Origin of the sequence: Acinetobacter sp. YH12138 (assembly GCF_015218525.1) — a bacterium.
GTDB lineage: Bacteria > Pseudomonadota > Gammaproteobacteria > Pseudomonadales > Moraxellaceae > Acinetobacter > Acinetobacter amyesii.
Window position 1 is genome coordinate 245408 of sequence record NZ_CP048670.1, and the last position, 12557, is coordinate 257964.

Genomic DNA, 12557 nt, shown 5'->3' on the forward strand with positions numbered 1-12557 from the left:
AACTAGCCCCAATCGATGACGGGGTCAATTCTGAATTTGCCAAAATGCTCATTGACGCATGAGTCACTGATCATTCACATCATTTAATTTTTATACAATGATATAAAAATCAAAAATATGATCAGGGATGATGATGTCACTCGCACAGTTGTATCAACATATTGAACACAATGAATGGGTTGAGATTCCAGAAGGATGGTTGCAAGGACGTACGATCTATGGCGGCTTAGTGGCTGGCATGATGATGCACAAAGCCGTTGTCACCATTGCCGATCCGCAGCGACGTTTACTCAGTTGTAATGTGACCTTTGTTGGGCCAGTACAATTGGCGCCCGTGCGTTTAAGTGCTGAAATTTTAAGACAGGGCAAATCCGTCACCACTATCGAAGTTCGACTTTGGCAAGATGATGCCGTACAAAGCATTTTATTGGCGAGCTTTGGTGTTCCACGTGAATCAAGCATTGCCGTCAATCAGGAGCGTCAAGCACCCGATTTTCCTGAAGTGAGCAGCTTAAAGATTGCCGGACATCATCCACTTGCACCCCAGTGCTTTCAGCAAATGGATTTGGCCTGGGTAGATGGGCAGTATCCGTGTACTGCAAGCAAAAAGCCTGACTTTAGTGGTTGGATGCGTTTTAACCCAGAACGTCATGATAACCGTAAGATGACTGTTGCTGACCTAATGGTCTCGATGGATATGTGGCCGCCCGGTGTACTGCCTATGTACAAAACCATGGCACCTGCGAGTTCTTTAACGTGGACATTGACCTATGTACATCCCTTGCAATCAAACTTACATAATTGGTTTAAATATAAAGTATTTACCGATTATGCAGCGGATGGATACGCTACAGAATATGCTCATTTATGGGATGAAAATAACCAGTTGATAGCGATTGCGCGACAGACTGTTACGGTGTTTGCCTAGTGACACTGCGGGGCATTTCGTATAAAGTGAGTGCAACTAACGATGGATAAATCCTCAAATTATTTTGCATTTTCATCGTGCATGAGGGGAAAACTGGGGTGTCTATGACAACAGGTCGAATCCTGAATATTCCTAATATTTTAACATTGGCACGAATTGCTTTAATTCCTGTGTTTTTGTTGGTGGCGTACTGGCCACCTGCAATGGGCGTGGGTGAGCATGCTGCAAGCATGTCACGTCATATATTGCTGACTGCTATTTTTGTGATCGCAGCTGTCACTGACTGGTTTGATGGCTACCTTGCAAGAAGTTTAAATCAGACTTCAGCATTTGGACGTTTTCTCGATCCTGTTGCAGATAAACTGATGGTCGCAACTGCGTTGATCGTCTTGGTGCAATGGCAACCGACCATTTCGATGGCCTTTGCAGCGATTGTAATTATTTCACGTGAAATCACGGTGTCTGCCCTACGTGAGTGGATGGCTGAATTAGGCGCGCGTACCAGTGTTGCGGTTTCAACCGTTGGTAAATATAAAACAGCATTTCAGATGATTGCGATTTCAGTATTTTTGCTGAATTGGCAGCCCCTAGAAATGTTGGCGTATGGGTTGCTCTATACAGCCGTGGTTTTAACGTTATGGTCGATGTTTATTTATTTGAAAGCTGCATGGCCGTATTTAAAACAACCTTGATTTAAAAGTAAGTTACTAAAAGCTCCGTGATCGGGGCTTTTTTATTGCCGAGCTTTTAGAAAAAATTGAGGGTTTGTCTAGTTTGAACAGCGCTTCATTTGATTAGAGCTTGAAGTTAAATGTGAGATGTTAGCGCAAATTTTGGATAAAAAAATTCCCAGATTTTGGGGGAAATCTGGGAAGGAAAATCGGGGTTACTTATCGCTATTATGGAAGATGTTTCCATCTTCTTGATTGCTATTATAGGAAAGCAGATTTAGAAATACATGGAGTTTATTGTAGTGTAATGTTGTGTTTTATTGAGAAATGTATCACAAATTTACATTAAGAATTTTTGATACAAATTGGCCGATAACTTTGGTAGGTTTTGTTTGGATTTAAACAATGAAAATCGATATATGTGATGATAAAAATACATTTAACATTATTTAAATAATAGATTCATCTATTTAAGTTTAAATAAAATTGATCAATGGATAAAAGATATTTCAGCAATGATGAAGATCATTTCCCAATGAAAAGCTTACACAGACGTCATCTTTGTTTTGCGAAAATAGCAGTGCTCCGAAGCAAAAAAAGAGTCCTTTTCAGACTTTATTTTGAAATTACGCACTTCGCTTGTCTTGCGTAATTTTTAGAGCAATAAAAAAGAATCCCCAAGATTGGAGATTCTTTTCAATTAAAGCCTACGCACAGCATAGCTGCTTGTCTTGCGGCGTGGCGGAGCAGTGCTCCGCTTTATCACGCCTCAGGCTTTAGGCCTTCGGCTTTTTCTAAAGATTCATCATTGCTGAAGAATTTTTCACGCTGTTCTTCAAGAAACTTTTTTGCATCTGGTTCAAACACATTCAAACGCTTTTCGTTGATTAATGTTGTTTGGTGTTTTAGCCATTCTTGCCAAGCTTGTTTAGATACCGTATCAAACAATTCTTGTCCCTTCGCACCCGGGAATGGTGCAAAGTCTAAACCTTCCATTTCAGCCTGATATTTACGGCAAAAAACTTGTCGAGACATATCAATACTCCATTTAACTTGAAAAAGTTATGCGTAAAGTTTTTCTAAACGTGCGTGTGCGCGTTCAATTGCTGCTTCAACTTGAGCAGGTGCAGTACCACCAATGTGGTTACGTGCATTGACAGATGCTTCAAGTGTTAATGCTTTTTCGAAGACATCGGCCTGAATCAAGTCAGAGAACTGTTGAAGTTGCTCAAGGGTTAATTCTGAAAGATCTTTGCCTTCTTGAACACCGAGAGCAACTGCTTTACCCACAATCTCATGTGCATCACGGAATGCCACGCCATTTTTAACGAGGTAGTCGGCAAGGTCAGTTGCAGTTGAGAAGCCACGCAGCGCTGCTTCACGCATGATGTCAATGTTTGGCACTAGTGCAGGGATCATGTCGGCAAATGCCATGAGTGAGCCACGAACAGTATCGATTGCATCGAATAGTGGTTCTTTATCTTCTTGGTTGTCTTTGTTGTATGCCAATGGTTGACCTTTCATCAGGGTCAATAGGCTCATCAAGTCACCATATACACGGCCAGTTTTACCACGGATCAACTCAGGAACGTCTGGGTTTTTCTTTTGCGGCATGATTGAAGAGCCAGTGCAGAAACGGTCAGGAATGTTCACAAATTTGAACTGAGCCGATGTCCAAAGAATCATTTCTTCTGACATGCGTGATAAATGCATCATGATGAGTGATGCTGCCGCATTGAATTCAATACCAAAATCACGGTCAGATACGGCGTCTAAAGAGTTTTCAGCGACAGCTTCAAAACCTAGTAATTCTGCAGTGAATGCGCGGTCGATCGGGTAAGTTGTTCCTGCAAGTGCAGCAGAGCCTAAAGGTAGGCGATTTACACGTTTACGGCAGTCAATTAAACGTTCTGAGTCACGTACCAGCATTTCAAACCATGCCATTAAATGGTGACCAAAAGTCACTGGCTGTGCAGTTTGTAAATGCGTGAAGCCCGGCATGATGGTATTGGTATTTTTCGCCGCTAAGCCCAAAATACCTTTTTGTAATTTTTGCAATAATTCTAAAATCGCATCGATTTCGTCGCGAACATACAGACGGATATCGGTTGCAACTTGGTCATTACGACTACGACCGGTGTGTAGTTTTTTACCTGTAATACCGATACGTTGAGTCAAGCGTGACTCAATATTCATGTGCACATCTTCTAGGTCAATGCGCCATTCGAAGTTACCCACTTCAATTTCTGCTTTAATGGTGTTTAAGCCATTAATAATATCGTCACGCTCTTGTTCAGTTAGAACGCCAACTTTTGCAAGCATGGTTGCATGTGCAATTGAACCTGCAATATCTTGTTTATAAAAGCGTTGGTCAAACTGTACAGATGCTGTAAATTCAGCAACAAAAGCGTCAGTAGCTTCGGAAAAACGACCGCCCCACATGCCTGAAGTTTGGGCTTGTGACGGATTTGAGGAATTAGAAGATGTGGTCATGTCGGCTCAATAAGATAAAAAGCATAGAACTGAGCAAGAGTATAGCAAATTCGAACCCAGTTGCCGAAGGGCAAGTTGATCAAACTTTTAGACAGGGTTTAGGTCTATGACAATTTCTGTATTTTCAGGAAAAATGGGCCGTTGGCACTATCTGTGGGAGCTGTTTCTTGCGGGCAATATCTTGGCTTTGGTTTTGGTCTTGGCACAAGCTCAATCGTGGCAAGCCTTAAGTGTTTCCAGTGTCATGCAGCATGTGTTGTTTATTAACTGGATATTATTGGCATTTGCAGCATTTTCAGAGCTTTTGCAGAGCAAGACGCGTGGTTTAAGCATGAAAATGCTCATGTTTAGCGGGTTTGTTTTATTGCAAGCTTTGGTGTTATTCACCACCTTAATTTTAAATGTTTTGATCTATTTTGGTGAAAATTTCAGTTTAGCTGGTTTGAGTGCAGATGTTTTAACTGCTGGTGTGGTTTTAAATCTGAGCTATGGGGTGTTGCTTGGGGCATTTTGTTTTCGATATTTATATTTAAGAGAACAGTGGGGTCGACAACATCATAGTGAATTAAACTCACGCATTCAGGCTATGCAAGCTCGGATTCATCCACATTTTTTATTTAATAGCTTAAACAATGTGATTAGCTTGATTGCGATTGACCCAGATAAAGCGGAGCAAATGCTACTGAATTTATCTCGATTGTTCCGTGCAAGTTTTCAAGAATTGAAGTTGGTAAGTCTCAAAGATGAGATCGATCTGTGTCAGCGTTATTTGGCCATTGAACAAATGCGTTTAGGTGATCGGCTTAAGGTGGAGTGGAAACTAGAAGGTATTGAACAATACGCTCAAGTACAAATTCCACTATTAACTTTACAACCTTTATTAGAAAATAGTATTTTTCATGGAGTTGAAAAGATTTTGACAAAGAGTACGATAAATATATTGATTGAAATATTACAAAATCAAATTAATATCGTTATTACAAATCCCTATACACAGGATACAATTAAATTACGTCAGGGGAATGGTATTGCCATCGAAAACGTGAAACAGCGACTTGAGGCATATTATGGTCAGCATGTCACTTTTCAAACCTACGCAGGCGAGGGAATGTATACGACTGTGGTGCAATATCAATATAAATAGAAATCTCAGTTGACCAATAAAAATAAATGACGTTAACGAGATAAGGAGGAGAAATGGACATCCTAATCTGTGATGATGAGCCTCTAGCAGTAGAGCGATTGTCACGTTTAGTCACTCAACTTGGACATCAAGTGGTTGCGAAAGCTTCACATGGTCAACAAGCGATTGACTTGGCTCAAAGCCTCGAGCCTGATGTCATCTTACTAGATATACAAATGCCTGAAATGGATGGGTTGACTTGCGCGAAATTGTTGCGTGAATTAGACCCCATGCCCGCTATTATTTTTTGCACTGCATATGATCATCATGCACTTGATGCATTTAAATCGAATGCAGAGGGATATTTACTAAAACCAGTTATGCAACAGGAATTGCAGCAGGTTTTAGATCATTTAACTAAATTAACCCAAGCTCAATTGAGCACGATAAAACAAAAAGAAAATATGGACGAAATTAAAATCAGCCGCCATCAAATCGCGGCAAAGACCTATCGTGGTGTAGAGTTGGTACCTGTGGAAAATATTTACTATTTTCTTGCAGATCAGAAATATGTCACTGTTCGGCACAAAAATGGCAGCGTACTCATTGATGAAACGCTGAAAGATTTAGAGCATGAATTTGGTGATCGTTTTATACGCATTCATCGCAATGCCTTGGTGTCTGTGAGCTTTTTAGATGGTTTGGAAGTCGTAAGCTCGGGGCAATATCAGGTGCGTTGTCGAGATTTAGACGAGCGCTTGGCGGTCAGCCGTCGACATTTACCGAATTTGCGTGAGCGAATACAAAAATTATAGGGCAAGGGTCAAAGTACATTGCGAATTAAGCTTGCATTTTCAACTGAGCAAGTTAAGTTTAGAATAATAGCCCTATAGACTGTATTTTAAAATTTATGAATATCCTTAAGATCGCAACTCGACAAAGCCCGCTTGCACTTTGGCAGGCGGAACATATTCGTGCACGCTTAGAAGCACTTCATGCAAATTTGAAAGTTGAGTTGGTGACCTTTGTGACTCAAGGTGACAAGATTCTAGATACCCCTTTAGCCAAAATTGGGGGAAAAGGATTATTTGTAAAAGAATTAGAAGCGGCGTTGTTGGATGGTCGTGCAGACTTAGCAGTTCATTCGATGAAAGATGTGCCAATGGCCTTGCCTGAAGGTTTAAGCTTGGCCGTGATTTGTGAGCGTGAAGACCCATTAGATGCTTTCGTTTCAAATACCTATAACAGTTTTGATGAGTTGCCACAGGGTGCGAAGGTGGGGACATCGAGCTTGCGCCGCAAATGCCAAATTTTAAAACAACGTCCAGACCTTGAGATTATTGATCTGCGTGGCAATGTGGGTACGCGTTTATCTAAACTCGATGCGGGTAACTATGATGCGATTATTTTGGCCAGTGCAGGGCTAAAGCGTTTGGGTTTAGCAGAGCGTATTCGTCATACTCTTGAGCCTGTTGTGAGTTTACCTGCAGTTGGACAAGGTGCATTGGGCCTAGAATGTCGTAGCCAAGATCAAACTGTATTGGATTTAATTTTGCCCTTAATGCATACAGAGACCAATGCCTGTGTACGCGCAGAACGTGCATTTAATGCATATCTAGAAGGTGGCTGCCAAGTACCGATTGCAGGTTATGCAACCTTAGAAAATGGTCAGATTCATTTGGAAGGTCGTGTCGGTAGTGTTGACGGTCAAACCTTGTTGAAAGCACAGCAAGTAGGTCTTCCTGAACAAGCTGAACAGCTCGGTGTCAAATTGGCACAAGACTTGTTAGCCCAAGGTGCAGGTGAAATTTTAAAGGCACTGTATTAATACATGCTTTTTATCAATACACGTCCAGCAGATCGTGCAACGCAGCTTAGCTTGACGCTGCGCTCTGCGGGTGTTGCTGTGGCTGAGCTTCCATTACTTGAGCTCAAGCCACGGGCATGGTCAGAAGCATTGGCAGCGTGCTACGCCCAGTTGAGTGCTGCGGATGTATTGGTTGTGGTGAGCCCCTCTGCGGTTACCTTTGGAATGCAAGGTTTGCGTAAGGCAGGCATTTTACTTGATCAGCTTGAACATATTCAATGGGTTGCAGTCGGTGATGCAACCGCAGCAAAGCTAGCTGATTATGGCATTCACAGTGTCGTACCGCAGGTGGAAACCTCGGAGGGAATGCTCACCTTAAGCCATTTAGAACAATTGGAGACTGGGGCTTGCGTTGCATTTTGGCGCGGTGAAGGCGGTCGTCAATTTATGATGCAGCAGTTGCTAGCACGTGGCATTCAGGTTCTCAATTTTGTGCTATACGAACGGCATCTACCGGAAGAGACCACTCAAAAAGTAAAAACACTCATTTCTGAACATCAGTTGTCATCTCCATATTGTATGTTGATCACCAGTGAGGCCAGTTGGCTCAATTGGCTTGACCTGATTCATTCGCATTTATCAGTGCTGAGTCATGCACATTTTTTAGTTTTAGGTGTAAGGTTGTTCGAGCTACTTGAGCAAAGTCGTATAACACTGAACAAAGATTTTAAAATTATTCAACTCGAAGATTTAAACGCGACACACATATTGCAGCATGTGCAAGTCGTGCAGGGAAATACATGAAGAAGTTGTTTGTCGTTGTGGTTATTGTCGCCGTACTTTGGTTGGCTAAACTCAGTTTTGACCTATTTCAAGTCAATGCTCAACAAACCGAACTGATGCAACAGCAAACTTTATTGCAACAGCGCAATGCAGGTTTGAATGATCAGGTCGTGGCTTTGAAACGTCAGTTGAGCGGCACAACGACCGAGATGTCGGCTGCAACGACATCGAATGCTTCGATTGCTGCTGAGGCGAACCATAGTATTGAGCCGATGTTGGTTGTGGGCCAGCAACTTGATTTGGTTGAATTTGCCATGCAGCAACAACAATTTGCTGTCGCCTTGGAAAAATTAAACCAATTAGACCAACAATTAGATCAGTTGAGCTTGGCACCTGCACTGCGCATGAGTTTGCATCAGGTGATTCAAAAAGACCGTGAGACCTTAAAGCAATATGTGACAGAGCGTCAGTTGCAGTCTGATAAAGTGAAAAACACCCTGCAATCGATCGATCAATTGTTAGAAAAAGAAATATTAAAGCCCTATAGTTCTAAAGAGCAGCAAAAAGGTCTTTCTTTTTGGCAAAAATGGATTCAAGTCGAATCAGTCGAACAACCAAGTCCCGTATTAATGCAGCGTAGCTTGGTATTAAAAGAAATGCAGTTACGTTTAATTTTGGCTCAGCAAGTTTTAAATCAAGGACAATATCCTCAATTTCAACAAGAAATCACTGAAATTATGCAAATTATGCAGCAATTGCCAGATGCTTCATTAAAACCGATACGCCAACGTTTAGAACAATTAAAGGACATTCCGGTTATTTCTGTACCGCTATTAAATACTCGGGCACTCATAGGATAATCGACTATGAAACATATTTTATTTGCCTATTTATTTATTAGCTTATTGGTTGTTGCCATTATTAGTTTGCTGAGTTTTGGACATGGTGCAGGCTATGTCTATTTATACTGGCGTGAATGGCAAGTTCAATCCAATATTTGGTTTTTAGCATTATTGCTGGCACTACTGAGTTTGTTCGTGCAAATGCTTTGGTATGCGGTTAAACGCTATTTAAGTCGAGAACAGCGTAAATCTGAAACAGTCTTTAGTTTTAATAAACTACATCCCTATGAGCAATTGGCTGTCATTTGGCTTTTAAATGCTGCGCAAGATCAAAAAAACTTTATTCAGCAAGCTTTTACTGAGTCTGGATTATTAAAAGGGGTGATCGATGCGCGTTTATATTGGATTCAGCAACAATATGAAACAGCATTAAATGCATTAACTCAGACTAATCCAATGGCTTTTGAGCTTGCAGAATTGCAACGGATTGAAATTTATTTATCTCAACAAGAGGGTGAAAAGGCTTTAACGCATCTTGAATTTTTAAATCAACATGAACTATCGCCATGGTTGCAAAAAGTCAGTAGTGCCTATGAGCAGCGCCTAACCACGCTATGGGGCATGTTTGCGTTGCAGTTTCCTTGGTTGTATTTGCGTTCGACACGTTATGGACATTTAGATGAGCTGACAAAACAAGCTTGGTTGGAGCAATTATTATCAGCGTTTGATCAAGCTGATGTCGATGACTTACAGTATTTAAAGCAGCGTTATTTGGATTTACAAGATCAAATCACAGAGCGTAAATATGCGGTCAAAGTGCTTTGGTTAAAAGTCTTGTCTCGTATGCCAGAGATGAGTCAGGAGCATGAGCAATTGGCCATTCATTTGCTGGAACAGCAATTTAACAAAGAAGTGTTCTTTTTGTGGTTCCAGCAAAAAATGCTGAAGCAAAACCCTGACTATGTGGCTGTAGAACAGCAGATTCAACGTTGGGAAGAAAAGTATCCTGCGCTGCCTGTTTTTAGTTTTGCAAAATGGAATATTTACCAAGCGACAGCACGTCAAGCTGAAGCAGATGCATTGTTAGAATTATATCCAAATGATGTATTAATGAGTTATTTACGCATCAAGTCAGCCTTAAATCAGCAGGATGACTTGATCAAACAATTAAATTTAATATTTGAAAATAATGCCAATTTTATGGAAATTCGAATATAAGGACATTATATGCAAGAAGATTTAGCTCAATATTCATTGGTTCATACTCAACACGTCGCTTGGGGGGATATGGATGCTTTTGGTCATGTAAATAACGTGCATTATTATCGTTATATGGAAAGTGCGCGGATTGGTTATTTAGATCAGTTGGATATATTTAATCAGTCTGTGGTTACGGTTGTGGCTTCAAGCCAATGTAAATATTTAAGCCCCGTGGTTTATCCTGATATTTTAAAAGTGGCAACGCGCGTTGAAGAGTTAAGGAATAGTGCATTTCGTATGAGTTATATATTATGGAGTGAACAGCAACAAAAAATCGTTGCAACAGGCGATGCAGTTATTGTATGCGTGGATAAAACTACCCTACAAAAAACTTCAATTCCAGAAAGTATAAAAACTAAAATAAAAGCTTTGGAGATTTCAGTGGGAAATAATATTTAAATACAATTTAACTTTATATATTTTAAGGAGTCGTGTTAAAATATTGTAGTAAAATGAAAGTTATTTATTGAATAAAAATTTTATTATAATATTATGAGCGAGTTTTCATAAGCATTATTAAAATGAAATTTCGGAGTGAAAGATTATGCCTGATATTAGTAATTTATCAGTTGAAGAGTTAAAGAAGCTTCAAGTAGAAGCTGAAGCGCTGATTGCATCTAAAAAAGATCAAGCGATTGAAGATGCGTACAACCGTATTGTTGAAATTGCAGAAAATTTAGATTTAAGCGTTGAACAAATCCTTGAATTTGGTTCAAGCAAACGTAAAAAATCAACTCGTAAAGCGGTTGAACCACGTTACCGTAGCAAAACCAATGCAGATGACACTTGGACTGGTCGTGGTAAACAACCGCGTTGGTTAGTGGCTGAGCTAGAAAAAGGCGCGAAACTAGAAGACTTCTTAATTTAAGAATAATTCATGAAATCGTCATATCCTGAGTTCAGGATAATTAAACCAGGCAAATGCCTGGTTTTTTTATCTCTTTGAATTGGCTATGCAGAAAAAGTATGCATAATGTGTCTATAAAGAAAAATGTTTAAATGATGGAAAAAAATTGATGGATCGGTTGTGGTGGGATGATCAATAAAACTAATAATATTCGGTGGCTCATTTTTGCTGCGATCAGTTTTTTAATTTTCGTTATGCTGCAAGTACCAGCAGCGTGGCTCATTACAAAGTTTTATAAAAATAACCAAATGCTACATAACGTCAGTGGCAATATTTGGCACGGGCAAGCAGATTGGACACGAGGAAACTTGAAAGGCTCGTTAAACTGGAACACGCGCCCGTGGGATTTGATTTTATTGCGCTTGGGTGCAAATGTTGAAATTCATAGTGGTAATACCAAACTGCAAGGTGTGATGGGGTATGGTTTTGGCAAAAGTATCAGTATCAAAAACTTAGAGGGTCAAATTGCCCCTGAAACTTTAAAAAGTTTTGCCGATTGGCAATGGCCAATGAATGCCATTCAATTAAAAGATGTGCAGTTTAAATATAAGCCACAACAGGGATTTAGTCGTTCATCAGGCGAGATACAGTGGGCAGGTGGGGATTTATCATTTAGCTTTGCACAGCGTCAAGAGTCAATGAATGTGCCTGCCATGTTGGCCCAATTAAAAGATGATAATGGCAAATTATCGATTGATGTTCGAGATCAACGTGAACAAAAAATGATGAATTTGTCACTTGAGCCAGACCTCATGTTGGATGTGCAATTAACCCAGCGCTTTTTGATGAATGTTGCTTCCTATGAAGGTAAGGCAGGATTAGATACGTATGTGATTAGTTCGCGTAAACCCCTATTGAGTGGGGTGAACTGATGGCTGACTATTTCGAAAAAATCCGCGAGATCAATTGGAAGCAAACAGATCGACTTGCACCTGTGGTCTTGGCTTTAATAATTTTGTACCTGTGCTGGAAGTTAGCCGCTTTATTTTGGTTATTGATTGCACCGCCACAAGCTATGCAGTTAGACCGAGTTGAATTGGGTTCACAGCAAACGCAAGTTCCTAATATTAGTTCTTTTGCCTTGTTTCAGGAAAATCGCAGTTCAGCAGCTGACGCGCAGTTAAATATGGTGTTACAAGGTGTGGTGGTTGGACAGCCAAGTCGCTACTCGTCGGCAGTGATTAAGGTCAATGAGAGTTCAGATCGCTACTTGGTTGGAGAAACCATTCAAGGTTCATCCTACCAATTGGCTGAAGTGTACTGGGATAAGGTGATTTTAACGCAGGGTAATGGTGCACGGCGTGAATTGGCGTTCCAAGGTATTGAAAACGGATTAGATCAACCGATTGTCCCTACAGCCAATGCAACATCAGGCGGATCTTTGCAGAATAACAGCATGCAAAATACAACTGATCCTGCAAATTTAGGGCAAAGCACAACGCAGTCCGCGATTGGTCAGGCCGTACAACGCATGACTGAAAATCGTGAACAATATATGCAGGAAATGGGGGTAAATCCATCAGGTAATGGTGGATTTGAGGTTTCAAACCGAACACCTGCTGCCTTAAGAAATAAATTGGGTTTGCAGCCGGGTGACCGCATCATGTCTTTAAATGGGCAGGCGGTCGGTGCAGGACAATCTGAGGCGCAATTATTAGAACAAGCCCGCCGTGAAGGGCAGGTGAAACTTGAAGTCAAACGTGGTGATCAAGTGATGACCATACAACAGGATTTTTAGTGATG

The 12557-nt window shown here is 40.7% G+C and carries 13 protein-coding genes and 1 pseudogene; 12 read left to right on the forward strand and 2 right to left on the reverse strand.

The window, feature by feature from the left end:
- Nucleotides 1–133 precede the first annotated feature (133 nt).
- Both G0029_RS01170 and pgsA read left to right on the forward strand, forming a co-directional pair.
- Complete coding sequence (locus G0029_RS01170; RefSeq protein ID WP_180109693.1) at nucleotides 134–928, forward strand: thioesterase family protein; 795 nt, start codon at nucleotides 134–136, stop codon at nucleotides 926–928.
- Between the two features lie 104 nt (nucleotides 929–1032).
- Nucleotides 1033–1620 carry a CDP-diacylglycerol--glycerol-3-phosphate 3-phosphatidyltransferase gene (gene pgsA / locus G0029_RS01175; protein WP_078190467.1) on the forward strand — a complete coding sequence of 196 codons (588 nt, stop codon included), beginning with the start codon at nucleotides 1033–1035 and terminating at the stop codon, nucleotides 1618–1620.
- Nucleotides 1621–2361: 741 nt separating this feature from the next.
- Here the strand turns inward: pgsA and G0029_RS01180 are convergent.
- Both G0029_RS01180 and argH read right to left on the reverse strand, forming a co-directional pair.
- Nucleotides 2362–2634 (reverse strand): oxidative damage protection protein, encoded by a 273-nt coding sequence (locus G0029_RS01180; RefSeq protein ID WP_180084384.1) that lies wholly within the window; start codon nucleotides 2632–2634, stop codon nucleotides 2362–2364.
- A gap of 27 nt (nucleotides 2635–2661) precedes the next feature.
- Nucleotides 2662–4092, reverse strand: a complete 1431-nt coding sequence (gene argH / locus G0029_RS01185) for an argininosuccinate lyase (protein ID WP_180109656.1) — start codon at nucleotides 4090–4092, stop codon at nucleotides 2662–2664.
- On the opposite strand from argH, the pseudogene G0029_RS01190 reads away from it, so the two are divergent.
- The 10 genes and pseudogenes from G0029_RS01190 (at nucleotide 4083) to G0029_RS01235 (ending at nucleotide 12552) form a co-directional block, all read left to right on the forward strand.
- A pseudogene (locus G0029_RS01190) lies at nucleotides 4083–5236 on the forward strand (sensor histidine kinase). The gene argH and the pseudogene G0029_RS01190 overlap by 10 nt on opposite strands.
- A gap of 53 nt (nucleotides 5237–5289) precedes the next feature.
- Nucleotides 5290–6030 carry a LytR/AlgR family response regulator transcription factor gene (locus tag G0029_RS01195; protein ID WP_111886003.1) on the forward strand — a complete coding sequence of 247 codons (741 nt, stop codon included), beginning with the start codon at nucleotides 5290–5292 and terminating at the stop codon, nucleotides 6028–6030.
- Between the two features lie 95 nt (nucleotides 6031–6125).
- On the forward strand, nucleotides 6126–7043 hold the full coding sequence (hemC, locus tag G0029_RS01200; RefSeq protein ID WP_078193127.1) for a hydroxymethylbilane synthase: 918 nt from the start codon (nucleotides 6126–6128) through the stop codon (nucleotides 7041–7043).
- A gap of 3 nt (nucleotides 7044–7046) precedes the next feature.
- Entirely contained in the window at nucleotides 7047–7826 is a 780-nt protein-coding gene (locus G0029_RS01205; protein ID WP_180109658.1) for a uroporphyrinogen-III synthase, read from the forward strand.
- Complete coding sequence (locus G0029_RS01210; protein WP_180109659.1) at nucleotides 7823–8665, forward strand: hypothetical protein; 843 nt, start codon at nucleotides 7823–7825, stop codon at nucleotides 8663–8665. The genes G0029_RS01205 and G0029_RS01210 overlap by 4 nt, the downstream gene beginning before the upstream one ends.
- Before the next feature lie 6 nt (nucleotides 8666–8671).
- Nucleotides 8672–9865 (forward strand): heme biosynthesis protein HemY, encoded by a 1194-nt coding sequence (locus tag G0029_RS01215; protein ID WP_180109660.1) that lies wholly within the window; start codon nucleotides 8672–8674, stop codon nucleotides 9863–9865.
- A 9-nt stretch (nucleotides 9866–9874) separates the two neighbouring features.
- Nucleotides 9875–10306, forward strand: a complete 432-nt coding sequence (locus G0029_RS01220; protein ID WP_180036137.1) for an acyl-CoA thioesterase — start codon at nucleotides 9875–9877, stop codon at nucleotides 10304–10306.
- Nucleotides 10307–10448: 142 nt separating this feature from the next.
- Nucleotides 10449–10775, forward strand: a complete 327-nt coding sequence (locus G0029_RS01225) for an H-NS family nucleoid-associated regulatory protein (RefSeq protein ID WP_078190459.1) — start codon at nucleotides 10449–10451, stop codon at nucleotides 10773–10775.
- 167 nt (nucleotides 10776–10942) lie between these two features.
- Entirely contained in the window at nucleotides 10943–11686 is a 744-nt protein-coding gene (gene gspN / locus G0029_RS01230; RefSeq protein WP_180109661.1) for a type II secretion system protein N, read from the forward strand.
- Nucleotides 11686–12552, forward strand: a complete 867-nt coding sequence (locus G0029_RS01235) for a type II secretion system protein N (RefSeq protein WP_180109662.1) — start codon at nucleotides 11686–11688, stop codon at nucleotides 12550–12552. The genes gspN and G0029_RS01235 overlap by 1 nt, the downstream gene beginning before the upstream one ends.
- Nucleotides 12553–12557: the final 5 nt, after the last annotated feature.

Coding starts and splice junctions, on each gene's coding strand:
- G0029_RS01170 (WP_180109693.1), top strand. CDS start 134: ATGTCACTCGCACAGTTGTATCAACATATTGAACACAATGAATGGGTT.
- pgsA (WP_078190467.1), top strand. CDS start 1,033: ATGACAACAGGTCGAATCCTGAATATTCCTAATATTTTAACATTGGCA.
- G0029_RS01180 (WP_180084384.1), bottom strand. CDS start 2,634: ATGTCTCGACAAGTTTTTTGCCGTAAATATCAGGCTGAAATGGAAGGT.
- argH (WP_180109656.1), bottom strand. CDS start 4,092: ATGACCACATCTTCTAATTCCTCAAATCCGTCACAAGCCCAAACTTCA.
- G0029_RS01195 (WP_111886003.1), top strand. CDS start 5,290: ATGGACATCCTAATCTGTGATGATGAGCCTCTAGCAGTAGAGCGATTG.
- hemC (WP_078193127.1), top strand. CDS start 6,126: ATGAATATCCTTAAGATCGCAACTCGACAAAGCCCGCTTGCACTTTGG.
- G0029_RS01205 (WP_180109658.1), top strand. CDS start 7,047: ATGCTTTTTATCAATACACGTCCAGCAGATCGTGCAACGCAGCTTAGC.
- G0029_RS01210 (WP_180109659.1), top strand. CDS start 7,823: ATGAAGAAGTTGTTTGTCGTTGTGGTTATTGTCGCCGTACTTTGGTTG.
- G0029_RS01215 (WP_180109660.1), top strand. CDS start 8,672: ATGAAACATATTTTATTTGCCTATTTATTTATTAGCTTATTGGTTGTT.
- G0029_RS01220 (WP_180036137.1), top strand. CDS start 9,875: ATGCAAGAAGATTTAGCTCAATATTCATTGGTTCATACTCAACACGTC.
- gspN (WP_180109661.1), top strand. CDS start 10,943: ATGATCAATAAAACTAATAATATTCGGTGGCTCATTTTTGCTGCGATC.
- G0029_RS01235 (WP_180109662.1), top strand. CDS start 11,686: ATGGCTGACTATTTCGAAAAAATCCGCGAGATCAATTGGAAGCAAACA.